We start from the raw sequence: 21,228 nt of genomic DNA on the forward strand, positions 1-21,228 counted from the left end.
AGCGATCGGCCGGTGCCGGTCTCAGCGTCTTCTCAGCGGCGTCCTGCCACTGTGGCACGGTGACCAGCGATTCCACAGCAACGAGCCGGACCGTGCCGACCGTCCGGACGACTCCGATGGTGACCGCCGCCGCACTCCTGGTCGCTGCGACCCGGCGGGCGCCGGTCCGGGCGGCGACGATGGCGGCGCTCGCCGTCTGCGCGGTAGTGATCACCCTCAGCGTGCTCGGCCACACGGGCGTGACCGTCGTCGACCGGCCGGTGCTGGAGTGGGTGATCGCGCACCGCAACGGGACTCTGACCGAGTTCGCCCTGGCCTTCTCGGATTTCGGCGGCACCGCGGCGATGGCCGCGCTGGCCGCCGTCGCCTGTGCGGCCCTCGCGGGACAGCGGAGATGGCGGTCGATGCTGGCGGTCGTGGCGGCGTCCGCCGGCGCCGCGGTCGTGGTGACGGTGATCAAGCAGCTGGTCGGCCGGAACCGGCCGCCGGTGGCCGACCGTCTCGTTACCGAAACCAATCAGGCCTACCCCTCCGGCCACAGCCTCGGCTGCCTGGTCGTCGTCGGAATCGTCGTGGTGGTGGCCGTGCACCTCCGCTCCCCCGCGGCCCGCCGGACGGTGTACACGATCGCCGCGTTCTTCGTTGCCGCAGTAGGAGTTTCCCGTCTCTACCTCGGCGTGCACTGGCCCACCGACGTCCTCGGCGGCTGGTCGCTGGGTGGTCTGTGGCTCGCGATCTGCCTGGCCCGGTCGCCGGCTACTCCTTCGCGAGCGGACCGAACTCGGTGAGGAGCCTCTCCTCAGCGGACGCCCGCGGTACTGCCGGATTCGCTCGGAACTACACCCACGGCCTTGGCGGCCAATTCGTTTCGCACCGCCGCGGCCGGGGTCGCCCCGCGGAACACCCAGCGCAGGCCGACGAATCGCACGAGGGTGGCCACGAGGTTCGCCGCCACCAGCACGAGCAACTCGACCTGGATCGGGGCGTCCGGCGCCCACCGGTGCAGCGAGAACAGCGAACCACTGGTCAGCACCCAGGTGAGCCCGAAGATGAGCAGACCCTGGAAGTGGTGCGAGACAACCGAACTCGACCCGCGCACCCCGAAGGTGAAGGCCCGGTTGGCGGCGGTATTGCCGATCGCGGTCAGCAGCAGCGCCAGGAAGTTCGCCGCCTGCGGCCCGGCCACCGGCTGCAGCAGCAGGAACAGCACCATATAGGCGAGGGTCGAGATGACGCCGATGATGCCGAACCGCACCAGCTGCCCGACCATGCCCAGCGGAACGCCGTCCACCAGCGGTTCGCGCCCGACCGCCACACGCAACTCGTTGATCGGCAGCGAGCCCGTGGCCAGCCCGCGCCCGACGCGCCACACCCCGAGCAGGTCCTTGCGCGCGGTGTCGACGATATCGACCCGGCTGTCCGGATCATCGATCCAGTCGACCGGCACCTCGTGAATACGCAACCCGGCCCGCTCCGCGATCACCAGCAACTCGGTGTCGAAGAACCACTCCCCGTCCTGCACCAGCGGCAGCACCCGCCGCGCCACATCGGTGCGCATCGCCTTGAACCCGCACTGGGCATCGGAGAACCGCGCCTGCAACGACGCCTTCAGGATCAGGTTGTAGCAGCGCGAGATGAACTCCCGCTTCGGGCCGCGCACGACCCGCGACGACTTCGCCAGCCGGGTCCCGATCGCCAGATCCGAATGCCCCGACACCAGCGGCGCGACCAGCGGCAGCACCGCGTTGAGATCCGTCGACAGATCCACATCCATATAGGCGACGACCTGCGCGTCCGACGCCTCCCACACCGCCCGCAGCGCCCGGCCCCGACCCTTGCGATCCAGATGCACCACCTGAATCCCGTCCAGTTCGGCCGCGAGGAAACGGGCTACGTCGAGCGTCGCGTCGGTGGAGGCGTTGTCGGCGATGGTGATCCGCGCCGAGAACGGGAAGCCGGCGCTCAGGAAGGCGTGCAGCCGCCGCACGCACACCCCGAGGTCGCGCTCCTCGTTGTAGACGGGAATCACCACATCCAGTACGGGCGCGGACACCGCCGCACCGCCGCGGGCCCTAGCGGGAACAACGGTCGAAATCTCGGTCATGTCTACGAGATTCGGCCCACGAACTGCATCCACGCTGGAACGGAGCTGGGAAGAGGCTGGGAGTACCGGCCCTACGATCCGTGCCGTGCGGTCAGGTCGTAGACGGTCTCGCCGTCCACCGTGGTGGCGGAGAAGTTCTCCCGGACCCATCGAGAGATCTTGGCTCCCTCGGTCTTCTGGTTCCGGTCCGGTCCGCCGCCGTCGCCGCCGAGGAAGAAATGGATCTTCCCCTCGCCGACATAGCGCTGGAACTGCTCCAGCGTCGGAGACGGATCGCCGCCGCCGAACCCGCCTATCGACATCACCGGATATCCGGCCGCCAACTGAAGATCCGCGGACCCCATAGACCCGACCGCCGCCGCGGCCCAGGTGAATCGCTCCGCATCACTCCGCAGCAACCGCACCAGCGAATCTCCCGGCCGCCGCGGGGCCCCACCGGGCCCGTGCCGCCCCGCCCGATCCACGGCACCAGGACCGCCCTGCCCGTCACCCGGGACACCGGGAACACCTGATCCGTCATTCGGAACACCGGGAGCGCTACCCGGACCACCAGGGAATCCTGAGTTGCCATTCGGAACATCCGGATTGCCATCGGGAACGCCGGGATTGTCACCCGGGCCCGCCTGGCCCGGATTCGCCCCACCGGGCGGGCCGAAAGGCGGGCCACTGCCGGGCACCGACGGACCGGCCAGCACGATGCCGCCCGTGTGCGCGGTACCGATGGTCTGGACCGAGTAGGCGGCCGGGCCTGCGACAGACGCCGCGACGGCACCGACCGCGGCGGCGGCGAGCACGCGGCGCGGGGCCGGGAACAGCACACCGATGGCTCCGAGAATGCCCACGGCGAGAACGACCCACCGCAGCCACGGCACGAAATCCGGTGTCCGCGAGAGCAACAGCGCCGAGACAACCGCCGTGAGCACCGCCGTCGAGGCGAGCGCGCACCGCACCCAGAGCCGGTCGCGTTCCCGCCAGGCCAGCACCACACCGACACCGAGCGTTCCCGCCACCGCCGGCGCCAGCGCCACCGTGTAGTACTGGTGGAACAGGCCCTTCATGAAGCTGAACACCAGCCCGGTGATCAGCGCCCAGCCACCCCACAGGATCAGCGCCGCACGCTGCGGATCCACCCGAGAAGCCCTGCCGCGCAGCACGATCCCGACGACGAACAGCACCAGCGCGGCCGGGATCAGCCACCCGATCTGCCCGCCCACCGAGGCGGTGAACAACCGCCCGATCCCCGCGTCGGACCCGAAGCCCGGCATCCTGTGCCCACCACCGCCACTACCGGGCGGCGGACCCGGGAAACTACCCGACGAGCCCCCGCTCACCCGATCCAGGCCGTTGTACCCGAGCGTCAGCTCGATGATCGAATTGTGCTGGGAGCCACCGAAATACGGCCGCGAATCGGCGGGCCACAACTGCGCGATCAGCACCCACCAGCCCGCGCCCGCCACCAGCGCCACACCCGCGGCCACGAGTTGCACCAGCCGCTTACCGAGCTTCGGCGGCCCGGCGATCAGATAGGTGAGCGCCAGCGCCGGGACGACCAGCAGCACCTGCAACTGCTTCGCCAGGAACCCGAGCCCGACCAGCGCCCCGCACAGCACCAGCCACCGCCAGCGCCCGTCGGCCACCGCGCGGGTCATGGCCCAGACCGCGGCCAGCATCAGGAACACCAGCAGCGCGTCCGGATTGTCGAACCGGAACATCAGCGCCGCCACCGGCGTCACGGCCAGCGCCAGCCCGCCGATCAACCCGGCCCCGGGCCCGGCCACGCGCCGCACCGTCACCCACACCAGCGCCACCGACGCCACCCCCAGCAGCACCTGTGGGACCAGCATGCTCCACGAATTCATCCCGAACAGCCGCGCCGAGATCTCCATCGGCCACAGCGACGCCGGGGTCTTGTCCACCGTGATCGCGTTCGCCCAGTCCGAGGAACCGAAGAAGAACGCCTTCCACGACTTCGCGCCCGACTGCACCGCGGCCGCGTAGAACGAATTGGCCCAGCCGTTCACACTCAGATTCCACAGATACGCGACAGCGGTACCGACCAGCAGTAGCGCGAGCATCGTGTATTCGTGGGTCCCTGTCCGGCGGGTGTCGGCGTCACCCTGTTGCGTCACTGCATCGGTCACAGCGTCCGATCCTCGACGATCTTCCCGCCGTTTTCCTACAACCAGGCTGGGAGAATGGTGTGAGTCCGGTCAGCGATAGCCCGGCCCGCCACCGATCACGGCATGCCGAATCCCGACGCCAGATCCTCGAATGCCCGGTTCATGATGTCGGCGAGTTCCTCCTCCGGGTGTGCGAGCCAATACTCGTAGGCCGCGAGGGCGACCCCGAGGGCGACGTTCGCGATCGACTGCGGGATCAGTTCCGAGGCGGACGTCCCGAGCCGCGCCGCGGCGAAATCCGCGACGACGGCGCGCCAGTCGCGGAAGCGCAGCGTCGAATGCGCCTGGAGGGCAGGAACTTTGAGGATCAGCTCCATCCGCTTGCGGTGCCACGGCACCTGCGCGGGGTCGAAGCGGTTGAACTCCACCACCACGGCGCGGACCGCGTCCATGATCGGCTGACCGTCCGGGCACCGGGCGAAATGCGCCCGCATCACCTCGAGCTGGCCGCCGAAATCGCCCCACACGACGTCGTTCTTGGACTCGAAGTAGCGGAAGAAGGTGCGCTTGCTGATCCCCACCTCCGCCGCGATGCCCTCCACCGTGGTCGCCTCGAACCCGTCGCGCGCGAACAGGTCGAAGGCCGCCCGCTCCAGCTCGGCGGCGTTCGTCGAAGGCCGCCGACCAGGCCGGTTGGCGGGCGAACCGCCGTCGGGAGATCTTTTTTCCGCCATCACCCTTCCAATTTGTCACCCGGTGTCATTATGCTGGCGGTCACACTCATCCGATACGACTCCACAGGAGGAGCCATGAGCGACACGACCGCCCACCGAACAGTAGTCGGCGACAGCGACGCCCTCGTCGAGGAAGACCTGCTCGTCGAGGACGTCTCGATCGACGGCATGTGCGGTGTCTACTGACCCGGCGGCATTCGACCCGGCCCTGCCCTACCGTCTGGCGGGGTCGGTGTCGCTGCGGCCCGAACCCTTCGGAGCGCTGGTCTACGACTTCGAGACCCGGCGACTCTCCTTTCTGAAAACACCACTGCTGGTCACGGTGGTGCGCGAACTCGACCGGCACCCCGACGTGCTGAGCACCCTCGACGCGGCCGAGGTCCCGGCCGCCGACCGCGACCGCTATCTGCGTGCCCTCGCCGGACTGTGCGAATCGGGCATCCTCCGCTCCCGTACCGCCCGCTGACCGCGAACAGGACGACCCATGAAACTGGTGGAACACTTCGAATACGGCCTCGACTCACCGATCTGCCTGACGTGGGAGCTGACCTACGCCTGCAACCTGGCCTGCGAACACTGCCTGTCGTCGTCGGGCCGCCGCGACCCGCGCGAGCTGACCACGGCCGAATGCAAGGCCGTCATCGACGAGTTCCAGCGGATGCAGGTCTTCTACGTCAACATCGGCGGCGGTGAGCCCACCGTCCGCTCGGACTTCTGGGAGCTGGTGGACTACGCCGTAGACCATCGGGTCGGAGTCAAGTTCTCCACCAACGGCGTTCGCCTCACCCCCGAGCGGGCGCGGAAGCTGGCCGGGTCCGACTACATCGACGTGCAGATCTCCATCGACGGCGCGACCGCGGAGGTCAACGACGCGGTCCGCGGGCCCGGATCGTTCGCCACGGCCTATCGCGCGATGGAGAATCTCGCCGCCGCCGGATTCGAGAACTTCAAGATCTCGGTCGTCATGACCCGCCACAACGTGGGCCAGCTGGACGAATTCAAGGCCATCGCCGACCGTTTCGGCGCGCAGCTACGCATCACCCGCCTGCGCCCGTCCGGACGCGGCGCCGACGTCTGGAACGAGCTGCACCCCACCGCCGACCAGCAGTTGCAGCTGTACGACTGGCTGGTCGCGAACGGCGAGGGCGTGCTCACCGGTGACTCCTTCTTCCACCTCAACGCGCTGGGCTCCGATCCGCTGCCGGGGCTGAACCTGTGCGGCGCGGGCCGCGTGGTCTGCCTGATCGACCCGGTCGGCGACGTCTACGCCTGCCCGTTCGCCATCCACGACGAGTTCCTCGCCGGAAATGTCCGCGACACAGGCGGTTTCGAGAGCGTCTGGCGGACCTCGGAACTGTTCACCCGGCTGCGCGCCCCGCAGACCGGCGGCAGCTGCGCGTCGTGTTCGGCCTACGACTCCTGCCGCGGCGGCTGCATGGCCGCGAAATTCTTCACCGGCCTCCCGCTCGACGGCCCGGACCCCGAATGTGTGCGCGGCAACGCGGAATCCGCGCTCGCGACGGTCGGCGCACGGCCCGAGCCCGACAAGGACCACTCCCGCACGGGCGCCCGGCGGTCGGTCACCCTCGGCATGCCCTCGACCCGTCCCGTCGCGACCCCCGACCGGGCCTGCGACACCAGCCCGCTGGCCGGGCTCCGGTAAGCCGTTATCAGACAAGGACTTTCACGATGGCAAGCACGAAAGACTGGTTCGAGTCCGTTGCCGAGGCGCAGCGGCGGGCGAAGAAACGCGTCCCGAAATCGGTATATCTGGCGCTGCTGGCGGGTTCGGAGGCGGGCGTCACGCTCGACGACAATGCCGCGGCCTTCACCGAACTCGGCTTCCGCCCGCACATCGCCGACCTGCCCGCCACCCGCGACCTGTCCACCACCGTTCTGGGCCAGGAGATCTCGTTCCCGGTGATCTGTTCCCCGACCGGGGTGCAGGCCGTCGACCCGGAGGGCGAGGTGGGCGTGGCGCGGGGCGCGGCGCAGTCCGGCACCGCGATCGGCCTGTCCTCCTTCGGATCCAAGCCCGTCGAGGAGGTCGTCGCCGCCAACGACAAGACGTTCTTCCAGGTCTACTGGCTCGGCGACAAGGACGCCATGACCGCGCGCCTCGACCGCGCCCGCGCGGCCGGGGCCAAGGGCATCATCGTCACCCTGGACTGGGTGTTCGCCTCCGCCCGCGACTGGGGCAGCCCCGCCCTGCCCGAGCGGATCGACGTCAGGACCGCGATGAGTTTCGCGCCCCAGGTCCTGGCCCGGCCCGGCTGGCTGTGGCGGTTCGCCCGCTCCGGCCACCTGCCCGACCTGACCACCCCCAACCTGGTGCCGCGCGGTCAGCAGGGGCCGACGTTCTTCGGCGCGTACGGCGAGTGGATGGGCACCCCGCCGCCCACCTGGAACGACCTGGCCTGGCTGCGGCAGCAGTGGGACGGCCCGTTCCTGATCAAGGGCATCGGCCGCCCCGACGACGCGAAAAGGGCCGTCGACATCGGCGCCACCGCGATCTCGGTGTCCAATCACGGCGGCAACAATCTCGACTCCACCCCGGCCACGATTCGCCTGCTGCCCGGCATCGCCGACGCCGTGGGCGACCAGCTGGAGATCCTGCTCGACGGCGGCATCCGGCGCGGCGGCGATGTCGTCAAGGCGTTGGCGCTCGGCGCCCGCGCCGTGATGATCGGCCGTCCCTATCTCTGGGGTATGGCCGCCGCCGGCGGGCACGGCGTGCACAACGTGCTCGAGGTGCTGCGCCAGGGCATCGACTCCACGCTCTACGGCCTGGGCCACTCCTCGATCCACGAGGTGACTCGCGACGACATCGTGATACCGGACGGGTTCACCCGGGGCCTGTGATGATCGACGCGCCCGTCGCCGTCGTCACCGGCGCCGCCCGCGGCATCGGCGCCGCGACCGTGCACCGGCTCGCCGATGCGGGCTGGCGGGTCGTCGCCGTCGACGCCTGCGCCGACGACCCGCGGGTCCCCTACGCGCTCGCCACCCGGGAGCAGCTGCGCTCGGTTGCCCGGGCGCACAACGGTTTCGTGGACGACGTGGTCGCCGACGTCCGGGATCTCGACGCACTCATCGCCGTCGTACGGTCGGCCGAGGAGCGGTTCGGCCGGCTCGACGCCGCGGTCGCCGCCGCGGCGGTGATGACCGGTGGCGGCCGCCCGCTCTGGGAGACCGTTACCGCCGATTGGGCGCCGATGTTCGACGTGGGCGTGCACGGCGTCGCCAATCTGGCCCGCGCGGCCGTCCCGGCCATGCTCCGCCGCCCCGCACCGCGCACCGGGCGGTTCGTCGCGCTCGCCTCCGCCGCCGCGCACCACGGGATGTGGCGGCTGGCCGGGTACAACGCCGCCAAACACGCCGTCGCCGGCCTGGTCAAAGGGCTCGCCCACGATCTGCGCGGCACCGGGGTCACCGCCGTCGCGGTCTCCCCCGGTTCGACCCGCACCGACCTGCTCACCGAATCGGCCCGGCTCTACGACCTCGACACCGTCGACGACTTCGCCGATCATCAGCTGCTCGGGCGCATCCTGGAACCCGCCGAGATCGCCGCGACCGTCGCCTGGCTGTGCGCGCCCGAATCCGCCTGTGTCACAGGCAGTGTCATCCACGCCGACGGAGGATTCCTGCCATGAGGCTGCGGCTGGATTCCGGCGTCCGCCGCTTCGGTGACGGCCGCGTGCTGCTCGGCGGATCGCCGTCCCACGTGCTGCGGCTGGGCGCGGGCGGCGCCCGGCTGCTCGACAGCTGGCTGGACGGCACACCCGTCGACACCGCGTCCCGGGCCTTCGCGCGGCGGCTCCTGGACGCAGGGGTCGTGCATCCGATCCCGGCGGATACTGTCACGAAACTCACTGTGACGCTGGTAGTTCCGGTCCGGGACAATCCGGATGGACTCGCCCGGGTGCTCGCCGCGACCACCGGCATCACCGAGCGGACGGTCGTGGACGACGCCTCCGCCACGCCGCTCGCCGCGGCCACCGTCCGGCACCATAGGCAGCGCGGCCCGGCCGCCGCCCGCAATACCGGGTGGCGCAGCGCCACAACGCCTTTGGTCGCCTTCCTCGACTCCGACACGGTCCCGTCCGACGACTGGCTCGAGACCGTCCTGCCGCTGTTCCACGATCCCGCCGTCGCCGCCGTGGCCCCGCGGGTCCGGTCACTGACCGGCGGCCCGGTCGGGCGCTACGAGGCACGCCGGTCCGCCCTGGACATGGGGTCCGAACCGGCCGCCGTCCGGCCGGACGGCCGGGTGCGCTACGTCCCGGCCGCGGCCCTCGTCGTGCGGGTCGACGCGCTGCGGGCGATCGGCGGATTCGACGAGACGCTGCGGTTCGGCGAGGACGTCGACCTCGTCTGGCGGCTCCTCGACGCCGGGTATTCGGTGCGCTACCAACCGGATTCGACCGTCCACCACGAACCGCGCCGCACCGTCGCCGCCTTCGTCCGCCAGCGCTTCGACTACGGCACCTCCGCCGCGCCGCTCGCCCGGCGCCACCCCCGGCTGCTGCCCGCCGCCCACCTGACCGGGACCACCGCCGCACAGGTCGCGCTCGTCCTCACCGGACACTCTGTGGCAGCGGGACTTCCGAGTATGTTCTCCCTCGCTCGCACCGCGTGGACGCTGCACCGCCGCGACATACCGCTGACCGTCGCGACCACACAGGCCGCGTCGGGGCAACTCGCGCTCGTCCGGCACCTGGCCGACGCGCTGCGCCGCGTGTGGTGGCCGCTCGCGCTGTGCACCGGGCGGGGGCGGCGGCTGCTGCTCCTCGCGCTCCTCGCCGCGACTGTCGAAACATCCTCCCGCACAATCAATCCCGCACTGGCGATCGCCGACGACATCGCCTACGGCCTCGGGGTCTGGACCGGATGCGTGCGACACCGCACCCTCGTCCCCCTCGCACCCCGACTGCACCGGAGGCAGGCCCGCCGCTCATGACCGCACTGGCCGACCTCCGGTTCACCGACCTCACCGATCGCGCGCACCGCACCGTGCTCGCGATCCCGTTGGGCGCCACCGAACAACACGGCCCGCACCTGCCGCTGCACACCGACACCACCATCGCCGCCGAACTCTGCCGGCGGCTGGCCGCCGCGCGCCCCGACGTCCTCGCCGCACCGGCCGTCCCCTACGGCGCGAGCGGCGAGCACGCGGACTTCCCCGGCACCCTCTCCGTCGGCCGGGCGGCGCTGGAACTGCTCCTCGTCGAACTCGTCCGCTCCGCCGACCGTTTCGCCGGGGTCGTCCTCGTCAACGGCCACGGCGGCAACCTCCAGCCGCTCCACGCCGCCACCCGCACCCTGCACGCCGAAGGACGGAACGTCCTGGCCTGGTCCCCCACCGGCGCCCCCGGCGACAGCCACGCCGGCCACACCGAAACCTCCGTCATGCTCCGCCTGCGCCCCGACACCGTCGACATGCGGCACGCGGAGGCGGGAAACACCCAGCCCCTCGATCGGCTCATCGACGACCTGCGCGATCACGGCGTCGCGGCCGTCAGCCCCAACGGCGTCCTGGGAGACCCGTCCACCGCCGACCCCACCGACGGCGACCGCATCCTCGACCGTTGGGCGGAACTGCTGATCGAACGGACGGAGAGACACTTCGGCCTCAATCCATAGGCCCCCGCACACCCTCTCACCCGGAAATGCCTGCGGCATGGCGCAATTGGGCGAGGAAGTCGGTGCTGTCGTCGCTGGCGACGAGGTAGTGGGAGACCGCGAGGCGGACTAGCGTGCCCGCGACGACGACCGGATCATCCTGCGGCACAAGCGGTTCGAGGTAGGCGCGCATGATCGGGATGACACGCGCGATCTGGGAGAGCACGTGGTCGGGCTCGATGTCGACGAGCCGGCTCAGCGCGTACGACTTCTGGTGCTCGACCATGTATCTCAGCACGGCGTCCAGGCGCTCGGGCCCCGCGAGCCCCTCGATTGCGGCCCGCAATCCCTCCTCGATGTTGTGCTGCTCGTATTCGCCGAATGCCGCCATCAGCTCCTCCTTGGAGGAGAACAGCCGATAGAGCGTCGGCCGGGAGACCTTCGCCTGCTGGGCGACGTCGGAGAGGCTCAACTTGCCGTAGCCCTTGCGGCTGAGCACCTCGAAGGTCGCGCGCAGGATCCGCGTACGGGTGGCGTCGCTGCGTGCGCCGGTCGTCGAGTCCACTTTACAACCTTTACATAATCTGTAACTTCTGTCACGCTTGGCGGAGTCGAACAACAGAAGAGGCACCATGGCCGACACACTCGTCTCCGACGACGCCATCGACTTCGATCCGTTCTCCGCGGAGTTCCACGACGATCCCCACCGGATCTACCGGAGGCTGCGCGCGGACGCTCCCGTCTATCACAGTGCCCGCTACGGCTTCTGGGCACTGTCCCGCCACGCCGATGTCGCGCCGGCGATGAAGGACTTCGAGACATACTCCTCCGCCCGAGGCGTCACCCTGGAGCAGGTCCTCGCACCGGAATCGCCCGAGCGGATCCCGATGATCATCATGATGGACCCGCCGGAACACACGCGGATGCGCAAGCTGGTGAGCAAGGTGTTCACCCCGCGCGCCATCGCCGAGCTGGCGCCGATGATCGAGGCGACGATCCGCACGTTCATCGAACGCCTCGATCCCGAGCGGTTCGACGTGGTGGCCGACTTCTCGACGCTGTTCCCGCTCGAGGTCATCACCACCATGCTCGGTGTCCCGCAGGAAGATCGGCCGCGGCTGCGGGCCTGGCTGGCCGCGCCGCTGGAGCGGGAGCAGGGCCGGATCGGCCTCGGCGAGGAGGGGCGGCTCGCGGTCGAGGCGTCGACCGCGTTGTACGCCCGGCTCATCGCGGAGCGCCGGGCGGCCCCGCGCGACGATATGATCAGCCGGCTCGTCGAGGTCGAGGTCGATCGCGAGGACGGCAACGCCACCCGGCTCACCGACCGCGAAATCCTCGGCTTCACTTCACTTCTCGCGGGGGCGGGCGCGGAGACGGTCGCCAAACTGGTCGGCACCGCCGCGGTCCTCTTCGCCGACCACCCGGACCAGTGGCGGGCGCTGCGGGACGACCGCTCCCTGCTTCCCGGAGCGTTCGAGGAAATCCTGCGCTACGACGGCCCGGTCCAGTACGACGTGCGCCACACCCGCCGCGACGTGACGCTGCACGACCGCACGATCCCCGCGCAGAGCCCGGTACTGATGCTGCTGGCCTCGGCCACGCGTGATCCCGATGCCTTCCCGGACGCCGACCGCTTCGATATCACCCGACCCTTCGCCGGCCACAATCTCGGCTTCGGTCTCGGCATCCACCACTGCCTCGGCGCCGCCCTCGCCCGCCTGGAAGGCCGGATCGCACTCGACGCCATGCTCGATCTCATGCCCGAATACGACCTCGACCGCCCCGGCCTGCGCAGGTCCCGGGTCACCAGCGTCGCCGGCTGGACCAACGTCCCGGTGCGAGTCGGAGCCCGTTAGCTAGGTGATGTTCAGGGCCGGGGTCGCCGGGAACGTGACCGGCAGTGCCGTCAACGCCCGGTGGAACGGACCCGGCCGCCAGCTCGGCGCGCCCTCGCTGGTGTCGAGCCGGAGTTCGGGCAGCGCGTCGAGCAGCTGGTCGATGGCGTCCTGCGCGATCAGATAGGCCAGCGACTGCGCGGGGCAGGCGTGCGGGCCGATGCCCCACGCCAGGTGGGAGCGATTGCCGGTCAGGTCGCCGCCGCGGATGGACGGGTCGTTGTTGCAGGCCGCCATGCTGATGACGACCGGCTGATGCGCCGGTAGCCACGCGTCCTCGATGAGGATCGGCTGGCGGGGGTAGGTGATCAGGAGGTTCGCCAGCGGCGGGTCCTCGAACAACACCTCGTCCAGGGCGTCGCGGGAGGAGAGGTTCCCGCCCAGGACGCTGCCGCCGAAACGGTCGTCGGTGAGGATCAGCAGCAGGGCGTTGACGATCAGGTTCAACTCGAACTCGATGCCGGTGCCGTACACCTGCGACACATGGTGCGACACCTCCACATCGTCCAGCGCGGCCGAATGCTGTTGCAGCACAGAGGTGATGTCGTTGCCCGGCTCCGCCCGCTTCAGCATGACCAGATCCATCAGCGCCTGGCCCAGCATCTGGTTGCCCTTCTCGGCGTCGACGCCCTCGAGCAGGGCAGCCGTCCCGGCGGCGACCTGCTGCCCGATCTCCGGCGGGCAGCCGAGCATGACGTTGACGACCTCGAACGCCAGCGGATACACGTACTGGCTGATGAGTTCCGCGCGGCCCTCCTCGCAGAAACCGTTGATGAGGGGGGTGGCGATCTGCTCCACGATGTCGTGCATGGCGTAGAGGTCGACGGCCTGGATACTCGCGGTGATGGCCTGCCGGTACCGCCCGTATTCCGCGCCGGTGCTCCGGCTGGCCATCGGACGCCACTCCAGCAGCGGCAGGATCGGGCAATCGGACGGGACGGTCTCCTGCCAGACCCGCGGATCGGCGGGAAAGTGCTCGGGGTCGTTGAGGATTCGCACCGCCGCGCGGTAGCCGATCACCAGCGTCGCGGGTACGCCGGGCGCGAGTTCGACCGGCGCCAGCGAGCCGAACCGGCCGCGCATGTCCCGATAGGCCCGGTGTGGGTCGGCGGCGAACTCCGGCGTGTACAGCGGCACTCGCGGACCGTCGGAATCGATCGGTGAACCGTGGGCGACCGGGCACGACGGTGCGCCCACGGTGGACTGCGGCGTCCTCGACAACAAAAGCTCCAGACTCGTTCGTATTGCGCACTGCTGCGGGATCGCACCGTGCCGGATCGCCACTCCGGCAAGCGCGGTCGACATCGCTCGCCTCGGCAGGAGACCGGACGATGGTACAGCGGTTCGCGCGACACGGCGCGACATCGGCTAAACGCCAAGCGCCCCAAGCGAATCGTGGTCGTCGATGGCCGTGGTGATGCGTTTCAGCAACGTGAGGCACGTTTCGTTCGACTGCATCCTGGGCTGATAGGCCGCCCTGCCGATGGTGAAAGCCCATGCGGCATAGGCGAACATGGACTGCTGCCGGTACAGCAGCCAGGCGTCGTCGAACGACGGCGCCTTCCCGCCGGCCTGCCCCAGTTCCTCCAGATATGCCCGCAGCAGGTCGCGATCCCACGCTCGCCGGTCCTCGGGCTCGCATCCCGAGTTGACGGTGTAGGCGAAATCGTGCGCCCACCCGCCGCGCATCACCACCTGCCAGTCGACGTACCCCATGCGCCCCTCGGCGGTCCGGTAGGTCTGCCCGATGTGCGGGTCGCCGTGCAGCAGGGTCGGGGGCACGTCGTCGGTCGCGATCGTGATCGCCCGCTCGACGCCCGCCCACAGCCGGTCGGCCTGTCCGTGCAGGGCATCGGGTACGACCTCCTCGGCCCGGCGCAGGCCGACCTCGCAGCGCTTCCGCATATCGATCGCGGCTAGGTAGGCGTCGAGCATGTAGGCCGGGGTGTTGAGGACGTCGATCGCCGGACTCTCCCAGAAGGTCCCGTGCAGCCGCGCGAGATTGCGTACCAGGTCCTCGATCTGGTCGCGGCCGATCGGTGCGGTCGGCTCGCTGAACTCGGCCCCGCGGGTGGCGGCGATATCCTCCATGAGCGCGATCGACCGCCACGAGGCCGGATCGGAGGCGCCCCAATAGCCGATCGGGGCCTCCATCTCCACGCTCGGCCGGAAGTTCTTGAAGAAGCGGGTCTCGCCGTCGATCATCTTCCCGCCGCCGAGCAGGATGCGCTGGCTGAACGCCGTGGTGGTCTTCGCGAACAGCTCCCGCGGCAGCCCCGCCTCGAGGCCCGCGTCGTTGTATTCGACCCGGAGCGCCACCCGGGTGGAGGTGCCGCGGCTGCCGTTCGACGTCTCGAACGAAAGCACCTCGGCCGCAGGAACATCGCGGCACAGCACCGCCGTCAGCCACTCGGGGGTGACGGACTCCCCGGAGACGGGAACATCGTCGAGGGACCGCGCCTTCGGCCGGGTGATCAACTCGCCCGCCATGTGGGCGCCGACCGTGACCGATCGCCCGAGCAGCCAGAGCTTGTGGTTCATGCGCTTGCCTCGATTCCGGAGTACGACAACACTGGCGCGCCGTCACGACCGACCGGCAGACGCCCGCAGACCGTACACCAGATACCGTGCTACGCCGACGGTTTCGTGAGGTCGTAGACCGTCGCGCCACCGACGTCGGTGGCGGCGAAGTGGGACTCGACCCAGGCCACTATCTCGGCGCTGGGGCCGGACCGCCCACGGCCGGGCCCCCGGTCCTCGCCGCCGAGGAAGTAGTGGATATCCCCGTCGGCGACGTACTTCCGGAAGCGGTCGAGGGTCGGATAGGCGTCACCACCGGTGAACCCGCCGATCGCCATCAGCGACTTGCCGGTCGCCAACTCGAGGCCGCTGACCTCATGGGATCCGATCGCGGCCGCCGCCCACCGGTTGTCGGCCTGCTTCAGCAACTGTTGCAGGGCAGGGTTGTCCGCCGAGCTTCCCGGCCCACCGCGCCGGGCTGCGTCATCGCCGGAATCCGCTGCGGGCAAAGGCATCTTGATGCCAGGCGCACCCATACCGCCCGGCCGGGGCCCGCCCCACCCTCCACTATCGGTCTTCGGGCCCGATGTGGGCATGCCGCCGGTGTGCGAATCCGTCACGGCCACATTGTCGATCGCGAAGGCGGACGGCCCCGCGAGACCGGTCACCAGACCCACCGCGGCGACGGCGGCCGCCCATTTCCCGAGCCGATGGGCGCCCGCCACGACCACCGCAGCGACGAGCAGGCATCCGATCAGCACGACCCAGCGCAGCGCCGGAAACCATTCGGGGGTGCGCCCGAGCAGGACGAAACCCCACACACCCGTCACCGCCGACATCGCGCCGAGCGCCACGCGAGCCGCGACATTCGTTCTCATCCGCCACAATTCGACGACTCCCAGCGCCACCAGCGCGGCCGAAGCGGGCGCCAGGGCCACGGTGTAATAGGGGTGGATGATGCCCTTCATGAAGCTGAAGACCAGACCGGTGACCAGCACCCATCCGCCCCACAGGAGCAGCGCGGCCCGGGTGCGGCCGGTGCGCGGCGCGGACCGGGTGAACCACAGCAGCGCGACGAGCCCGATCAGCGCCGCCGGGAGCAGCCAGGAGATCTCGGTACCCATGGTGTCGCGGAACAGCCGGTTCAGGCCGGTATCGCCACCGAACATCGCACCGGGACCGCCGCCGGTGGGACCACCGGGGCCACCGCCCGGACCGCCGCCGGGGCCGCCGTTTCCGTTACCGCCGAAGACTCGTCCGAGCCCGTTGTACCCGAGTGCCAGCTGCACCAGGCTGTTGTCGGTCGAGCCACCGATGTAGGGCCGCGAATCGGCCGGCCACACCGTCCCGAGCACGAGGTACCAGCCGCACGAAACCACCACCGCCACAGCCGCTCCCAGCAGCTTCCAGATCCGCGGCCAGAACCCGATGGGCGCGGCGACGAGGAAGGCCAGCGCGAACGCGGGCAGCACCAGGAACGCCTGCAGGAGTTTGGCGAGGAATCCGAACCCGATCGCCACCCCGGCCAGTGCCAGCCACCGTCCACTGCCGTTCTCGATCGCGCGCACCACGCAGTAGGCCGCGACGACCATCAGAAATACCAGCAGCGCATCCGGGTTGTTGTCGCGAAACATGGTGACCGCCACCGGCGTCAGCGCCAGCACGCCCCCGGCGAGCAGTCCGGCCGCGGGCCCGTGCCATCGCCGCACGGCGGCGTAGACGAGGGCGACCGACGCCACGGCCATCAACGCCTGCGGCAGCAGCATCGAGAAGGTGCTGAATCCGAGCAGCCGCCCCGACAGCGCCATCACCCACAGCGCGGCGGGCGGCTTGTCCACCGTGATCGCGTTTCCGGCGTCCAGCGACCCGAAGAACAGCGCCTTCCAATCCTGGGTGCCGGCCTGAACCGCGGCCGCGTAGTACTCGTTGGCCCACCCGAGGGCGCTCAGACCCCAGAGATAGAACACCAGCGTCGCCACCAGCAGCACCCACAGTGCCGGACGGGCCCACCGCTGCTCCCGCGATTCGGTGGTCTCCACCCGATCGGCGGGCACGTCGGTCGTCGTCATAGCCATCCTCTCGCGCGCATCGCACCAATGCTGGAGCAAACAGCTGGGGATCAGGTCGGCGCTCCCTGGGGATCAGCTGTGAGTCACCGCAGGTAAGACGCGCCGTTCACGTCGAGGACGGCGCCGGAACTCCATACCGCCTCCGGCGAGGCGAGGTAGCGCACGGCCGCCGCGATCTCGGCAGGCTCGGCCACCCTCCCGAACGGGCTCTGGGCCCGCACCTCATCGGTGACCCGACCGGCCACCCGTTCGGTCGCCACGAAGCCCGGCGCCACGGAGGCCACCCCAATCCCATAGGGCGCCAATGACATAGCGAGCGATTGCCCCATCGCCTGCACCGCGGCCTTGGTCGCACCGTAGGCCGGGTGATCGGGCTCGCCCCGAAACGCACCACGCGAACCCACATTCACGATCCGCCCCGGAACGCCCTTCTCGATCATGTGCCGCGCCACGCAGTACGACACATGAGCCGTCCCGAGCAGATTCACGTCCACCGTCCGCCGCCAGGCCTCCTCCCACTCGTCGTACCCGGTCGAGGGCAGCGGGTGCGGCAGATTGACCGCCGCATTGTTCACCAGAACCTCGACCGTCCCGAGCCCTGCCACCGCCGCCTCGACAATCTCCGCCGCACCCGCGGAACTGGCGATATCCCCGCCGACCAGCGTGTGCCCCTCGCCGGCCAGCCCACGCAACGTCACCTCGGCCTCGTCCCGTCGCGACGAGTAATGCACCGCGACCCGATCACCACTCTCGGCGAACGCAGCCGCCACCGCCCGCCCGATCCCCCGCGACGCACCCGTCACCAACACACCACGCCCCACGCGCTGTCCCTTTCATCCTTCGCCGACGAATCCGAACCGGAAACCGCCGATTTCCGACGGATATTACATCTTGCTCCGCGGCGCAGCCGGCCGGCGACCGACCCGAAAATATCGTGGAAGCACCTGCGCCCCAACATTACTCGGATTGCGTGTCTATACAGCGGTTGACAAGAGACTCTTTGAACCCCTAAAGATATTTCCGTGCAAAACGAACATTTCAGGTGGAAGCCGTACGTGTCGAAATTTGTGGCGGTCGCGGCCTTCGCAGCGGCCGGTCTCGGCGTCGCGACCGGCACCGCATCGGCAGTTGAGGGCGTCGACGGATGCATCTCGTACTCGTACGAGGACGGGATCGCGCACACCAAGGTCTATTACCACAATCGCTGCAATACGACGCAGGGCGTCACGATCTACCCGGAGGAGAACGGGTGCGGCAATTGGACGACCCGGCTCGCTCCCGACGAAAAGGGTAATCACGAGTCCGAATTCAACTGCGGAGTCTCGGGTGTGAGCAATATCGACGGCTGACCGGCAATAACCCAACACCTCGGCCGCCCGGGCCGGTGCGTGCCGTAATCGGATTCCGGTCGACTGGTGTCGGACTACCCGAGCCACTGGCACGCAACGGTTCCGGGTGGCCTCCCGGTCGGCTACGGCGCCGCGATGGGCAGCGACGGAAACTGCGGTATCCCGCTGCCGGTCGGCGGCAGGAGCGGGATCCCCGGCGAGCGATCGTCGTCGTCGTCGAAATCGTCGTACCGGTTGTATTCGTTGTACTCGTTGTATTCGTTGTAGCGGTTGAACTCGTTGTACTGGTTGCGCCGCGGCGGCCGCGGCCGCTCGGGTCGCGGATGCCCGTGCTTGGACGGACGTGAATCCGAATCCTTGTGCGGCTTATGCGAATCCGGCTTCTTCGGCTTCCCCTGCGCAGCGTCCACCCCGACCTCCGGCTCGAGAACCGGCGCACCCGCGAACGCCGGCGCCACCACCCCACCCACCGGCGCCAGAACCAGCACCGACGTAACAGCGGTACGAATCAGTGTTCGCCGGACACGACCGCGCCCCGCTCCGTATGAATCCATTCCATCCCTCGCTCGCACGTCACCGAGTGGCACAAGTCCCAGCAACGCAACGCGTCAATCCTCTTAATGTGCCATCATTTAACGGTACATCAAGTCATGGCTTATACGTGCGGAATGCTTCGAATCGCCTCGCCCCGGTCAGCGGGCCTGCGGTCCGAAGAGGTCCGGGAGCCCGTCCGATACCTGGTCGGGGAACTGGGGTGCGCGTTTGGACAGGAACGAATCCACGCCCTCACGCACGTCGTCGGACTTGCCTCGGAGGTAGATGGCGACGGATTCGGCCTGGTGGGCGGTTTCGGGACTGTCGGCGCCGAGCATCCGCCACATCAGTTGGCGGGTCAGCGCGACCGAGACCGGTGCCGTACCCGTGGCCAGGGTCCGCGCCGCCTCGATCGCACGGGCCAGGACCGTTTCGGCAGGGGCCACCTCGCGCACCAGGCCCTGCGCGAGAGCTTCGGCCGCGGGAATCGTGCGGCCGCCGAGCGTCCACTCCAACGCCGTCGACACCCCGACCACGCGCGGCAGGAACCAGGTCGAGCACGCCTCGGGCACGAGCCCACGCCGGACGAAGACGAAGCCGAATTTCGCTGTGCCCGAAGCAATCCGGATATCGCACGGCAGCGTCATCGTGACACCGACGCCTGCGGCGGGGCCGTTGATCGCGGCGATCACCGGCTTGTGCGACCGGTAGATCCGCAGCGCCACCCGGCCACCCTGGTCCGCGGGTGCGCCACCGGTGTCCGGGTCGTCGCCGAGGACGAAGGTGTCGCCGCCCGCGGCGAGATCGGCCCCGGCACAGAACGCGCGGCCGGTGCCGGTGAGCACGACCGCGCGGACCGTATCGTCCGCGTCGGTCTCGTCGAAGGCCGCGATGACGCGCTCGCACATCTCGTCGGTGAACGCGTTGAGCCGATCGGGCCGGTGCAGGCGCACGATCGCGATCTCACCGTCCCGTTCGAGCAGCACCGGACCGCCGTCGGTCTCCATGTTGATGTCCGGACGCATCGCACCTTCTCGAATCGGTCCGCGACATCACGGCATTCGTCGCGGATAGCGGTCCGGATCAACGTACCGCTGGAACCGTGACCGCTACCCACCGCATCGCTCGACGAGGCTTACGGGGTCGGCTTCAGGCCGCGGGCCGGGTCGATGAAGGCGTTCGTCACCAGGTTGGCGGCGGTGAGGCCGTCGGGGACCTGTTGGCCGCGGGCGCGCAGAACCGGTGTCACCGCGGCGATTACGCGGTCTATGCGGGCGGTGTCGAAATTGCCGAGGGTGGCGTCGGGGCCGTTGCCTACGATGTGTTCGGCCAGTTGTACGCGGACCGAGTCGGTGTTGCCGGCGGCGGTCATCGGGGGGCCGTCGGGGATGCTCTGCGCGATGCGGAGCAGGGCGTCGTTGGTGGGGCCGGGGTTGGTGATGTAGTCGATCTGGGCCTGTTGCAGCAGGGGGACGAGCTTGGTCAGGCAGGGGCCGAGCTTGTCCAGCTCGCCGCTGCGCACCGACCAGGCGTGCGGATACGTCTCGTACCCGGCTTCGTGGACGAGCAGGGATTTCACCGGCTTCAACCAGCCCTTGACGTCGTGCTCCCAGCGATACGGCTCGTTGGACACGTAGCCCTGCTGCATGACCCGGCCGTGTTCGGCGACGAAACGGCTGGGCGTGCCGTCGAACGACGCGTCGGCCTGCTCGGGGCGCACGAAGCCGTTGGCGATCAGGTAGTCCATGAAGGGCTTGCCCTCGCTGTAGACGACGGGCGCACCGGACGCGGCCACGTCCCGCCACGAGTTCACCTGGTAGGTCGCCGGATCCCACATGACGATCTGCGGATTGATATCCAGCGAGGCGAAGACGCCCTGCACCGGGAACTTGGCCTGGGACCGGATCGCCTCGTCGGTCGGCACGAAACCCAGTGTGATACTGGGGTCCTGGTACATCTGCGCGGGCACCGGCTGCCCGCCGAGGAACGGCCCGCCGAGGCGAACCTCGACATTGATCCCGGTATCCTTCAACGGCCCGACATACGCGCCCTTCTTCACATCGACGGTTCCGTCGGGACCCACGAGCTGATAGGCCGCCGCACGTTCCGGCGTTGCGTACCAATCCGTTTGGATGACGACGGTCGACGGGCAGACCCCGGCCAGCGGGCCCTGCCCGGTGGGCGCGGGCGTCGTGGTGGCGCTACTACAGGCCGACAGCACGGCGGCACAGGCGAGCGCCGTCACGGCGAAAAGGTGTTTCCTCATGAGCATTCCTGAAAT

General features: G+C 69.5%; 21 protein-coding genes. 10 read left to right on the top strand and 11 right to left on the bottom strand.

The features are described 5' to 3' along the window. Positions 1–59: 59 nt before the first annotated feature. Entirely contained in the window at positions 60–788 is a 729-nt protein-coding gene (locus tag ON41_RS36015; RefSeq protein ID WP_157185751.1) for a phosphatase PAP2 family protein, read from the top strand. 11 nt (positions 789–799) lie between these two features. Here ON41_RS36015 and ON41_RS36020 read toward each other — a convergent pair whose 3' ends face one another. From ON41_RS36020 to mftR, 3 genes are all read right to left on the bottom strand, one after another. Beyond that, a complete protein-coding gene (locus ON41_RS36020) occupies positions 800–2,104 on the bottom strand; it encodes a bifunctional glycosyltransferase family 2/GtrA family protein (RefSeq protein WP_051163283.1) in 1,305 nt (434 codons plus the stop codon). A gap of 71 nt (positions 2,105–2,175) precedes the next feature. Beyond that, complete coding sequence (locus ON41_RS36025; RefSeq protein ID WP_040753753.1) at positions 2,176–4,179, bottom strand: ArnT family glycosyltransferase; 2,004 nt, start codon at positions 4,177–4,179, stop codon at positions 2,176–2,178. A gap of 161 nt (positions 4,180–4,340) precedes the next feature. Next, on the bottom strand, positions 4,341–4,958 hold the full coding sequence (gene mftR / locus ON41_RS36030) for a mycofactocin system transcriptional regulator MftR (RefSeq protein ID WP_040753320.1): 618 nt from the start codon (positions 4,956–4,958) through the stop codon (positions 4,341–4,343). 75 nt (positions 4,959–5,033) lie between these two features. On the opposite strand from mftR, the gene mftA reads away from it, so the two are divergent. From mftA to mftE, 7 genes are read left to right on the top strand one after another with little or no spacing between them, the layout of a single operon-like run. Beyond that, complete coding sequence (gene mftA, locus ON41_RS39850) at positions 5,034–5,144, top strand: mycofactocin precursor MftA (RefSeq protein ID WP_063710010.1); 111 nt, start codon at positions 5,034–5,036, stop codon at positions 5,142–5,144. Continuing rightward, positions 5,134–5,424 (top strand): mycofactocin biosynthesis chaperone MftB, encoded by a 291-nt coding sequence (mftB, locus tag ON41_RS36035; protein WP_040753321.1) that lies wholly within the window; start codon positions 5,134–5,136, stop codon positions 5,422–5,424. Before mftA ends, mftB begins: the two co-directional genes overlap by 11 nt. Before the next feature lie 18 nt (positions 5,425–5,442). After that, on the top strand, positions 5,443–6,621 hold the full coding sequence (gene mftC / locus ON41_RS36040; RefSeq protein ID WP_040753323.1) for a mycofactocin radical SAM maturase: 1,179 nt from the start codon (positions 5,443–5,445) through the stop codon (positions 6,619–6,621). Positions 6,622–6,647: 26 nt separating this feature from the next. Further along, a complete protein-coding gene (mftD, locus tag ON41_RS36045; RefSeq protein WP_040753325.1) occupies positions 6,648–7,820 on the top strand; it encodes a pre-mycofactocin synthase MftD in 1,173 nt (390 codons plus the stop codon). Beyond that, complete coding sequence (locus ON41_RS36050; protein ID WP_040753326.1) at positions 7,820–8,611, top strand: mycofactocin-coupled SDR family oxidoreductase; 792 nt, start codon at positions 7,820–7,822, stop codon at positions 8,609–8,611. The genes mftD and ON41_RS36050 overlap by 1 nt, the downstream gene beginning before the upstream one ends. Next, positions 8,608–9,918: a mycofactocin biosynthesis glycosyltransferase MftF gene (gene mftF, locus ON41_RS36055; protein WP_040753328.1), complete on the top strand. Its 1,311-nt coding sequence runs from the start codon at positions 8,608–8,610 to the stop codon at positions 9,916–9,918. Before ON41_RS36050 ends, mftF begins: the two co-directional genes overlap by 4 nt. After that, positions 9,915–10,601, top strand: a complete 687-nt coding sequence (mftE, locus tag ON41_RS36060; RefSeq protein WP_040753329.1) for a mycofactocin biosynthesis peptidyl-dipeptidase MftE — start codon at positions 9,915–9,917, stop codon at positions 10,599–10,601. The genes mftF and mftE overlap by 4 nt, the downstream gene beginning before the upstream one ends. A gap of 16 nt (positions 10,602–10,617) precedes the next feature. Here mftE and ON41_RS36065 read toward each other — a convergent pair whose 3' ends face one another. Continuing rightward, on the bottom strand, positions 10,618–11,145 hold the full coding sequence (locus ON41_RS36065) for a TetR/AcrR family transcriptional regulator (protein WP_040753331.1): 528 nt from the start codon (positions 11,143–11,145) through the stop codon (positions 10,618–10,620). A 67-nt stretch (positions 11,146–11,212) separates the two neighbouring features. Between ON41_RS36065 and ON41_RS36070 the strand changes: the two genes are divergently transcribed. Continuing rightward, the gene (locus tag ON41_RS36070) at positions 11,213–12,436 is read left to right on the top strand and encodes a cytochrome P450 (protein WP_040753333.1); all 1,224 of its coding nucleotides are present in this window, start codon (positions 11,213–11,215) and stop codon (positions 12,434–12,436) included. Here the strand turns inward: ON41_RS36070 and ON41_RS36075 are convergent, their stop codons facing one another. From ON41_RS36075 to ON41_RS36090, 4 genes are all read right to left on the bottom strand, one after another. After that, positions 12,437–13,612 (bottom strand): cytochrome P450 family protein, encoded by a 1,176-nt coding sequence (locus ON41_RS36075; RefSeq protein WP_373281381.1) that lies wholly within the window; start codon positions 13,610–13,612, stop codon positions 12,437–12,439. Positions 13,613–13,843: 231 nt separating this feature from the next. After that, positions 13,844–15,016 carry an aminoglycoside phosphotransferase family protein gene (locus ON41_RS36080; RefSeq protein WP_040753337.1) on the bottom strand — a complete coding sequence of 391 codons (1,173 nt, stop codon included), beginning with the start codon at positions 15,014–15,016 and terminating at the stop codon, positions 13,844–13,846. A gap of 89 nt (positions 15,017–15,105) precedes the next feature. Further along, a complete protein-coding gene (locus ON41_RS36085; RefSeq protein WP_040753340.1) occupies positions 15,106–17,064 on the bottom strand; it encodes a glycosyltransferase family 39 protein in 1,959 nt (652 codons plus the stop codon). Between the two features lie 83 nt (positions 17,065–17,147). Beyond that, on the bottom strand, positions 17,148–17,867 hold the full coding sequence (locus tag ON41_RS36090) for an SDR family NAD(P)-dependent oxidoreductase (protein WP_246829670.1): 720 nt from the start codon (positions 17,865–17,867) through the stop codon (positions 17,148–17,150). A 252-nt stretch (positions 17,868–18,119) separates the two neighbouring features. Between ON41_RS36090 and ON41_RS36095 the strand changes: the two genes are divergently transcribed. Then, positions 18,120–18,413: a hypothetical protein gene (locus ON41_RS36095; RefSeq protein ID WP_157185752.1), complete on the top strand. Its 294-nt coding sequence runs from the start codon at positions 18,120–18,122 to the stop codon at positions 18,411–18,413. A 122-nt stretch (positions 18,414–18,535) separates the two neighbouring features. On the opposite strand, the gene ON41_RS36100 is transcribed toward ON41_RS36095, so the two are convergent. The 3 genes from ON41_RS36100 to ON41_RS36110 all read right to left on the bottom strand — a co-directional run bounded on the left by ON41_RS36100 (position 18,536) and on the right by ON41_RS36110 (position 21,213). Beyond that, on the bottom strand, positions 18,536–18,901 hold the full coding sequence (locus tag ON41_RS36100; protein ID WP_040753348.1) for a hypothetical protein: 366 nt from the start codon (positions 18,899–18,901) through the stop codon (positions 18,536–18,538). A 204-nt stretch (positions 18,902–19,105) separates the two neighbouring features. Beyond that, entirely contained in the window at positions 19,106–19,972 is an 867-nt protein-coding gene (locus ON41_RS36105; RefSeq protein ID WP_246461704.1) for an enoyl-CoA hydratase-related protein, read from the bottom strand. Positions 19,973–20,082: 110 nt separating this feature from the next. Continuing rightward, positions 20,083–21,213: a substrate-binding domain-containing protein gene (locus ON41_RS36110; RefSeq protein WP_040753762.1), complete on the bottom strand. Its 1,131-nt coding sequence runs from the start codon at positions 21,211–21,213 to the stop codon at positions 20,083–20,085. Positions 21,214–21,228 lie beyond the last annotated feature (15 nt).

The organism is Nocardia transvalensis NBRC 15921 (assembly GCF_000308875.1).
GTDB classification, from domain to species: Bacteria; Actinomycetota; Actinomycetes; order Mycobacteriales; family Mycobacteriaceae; genus Nocardia; species Nocardia transvalensis.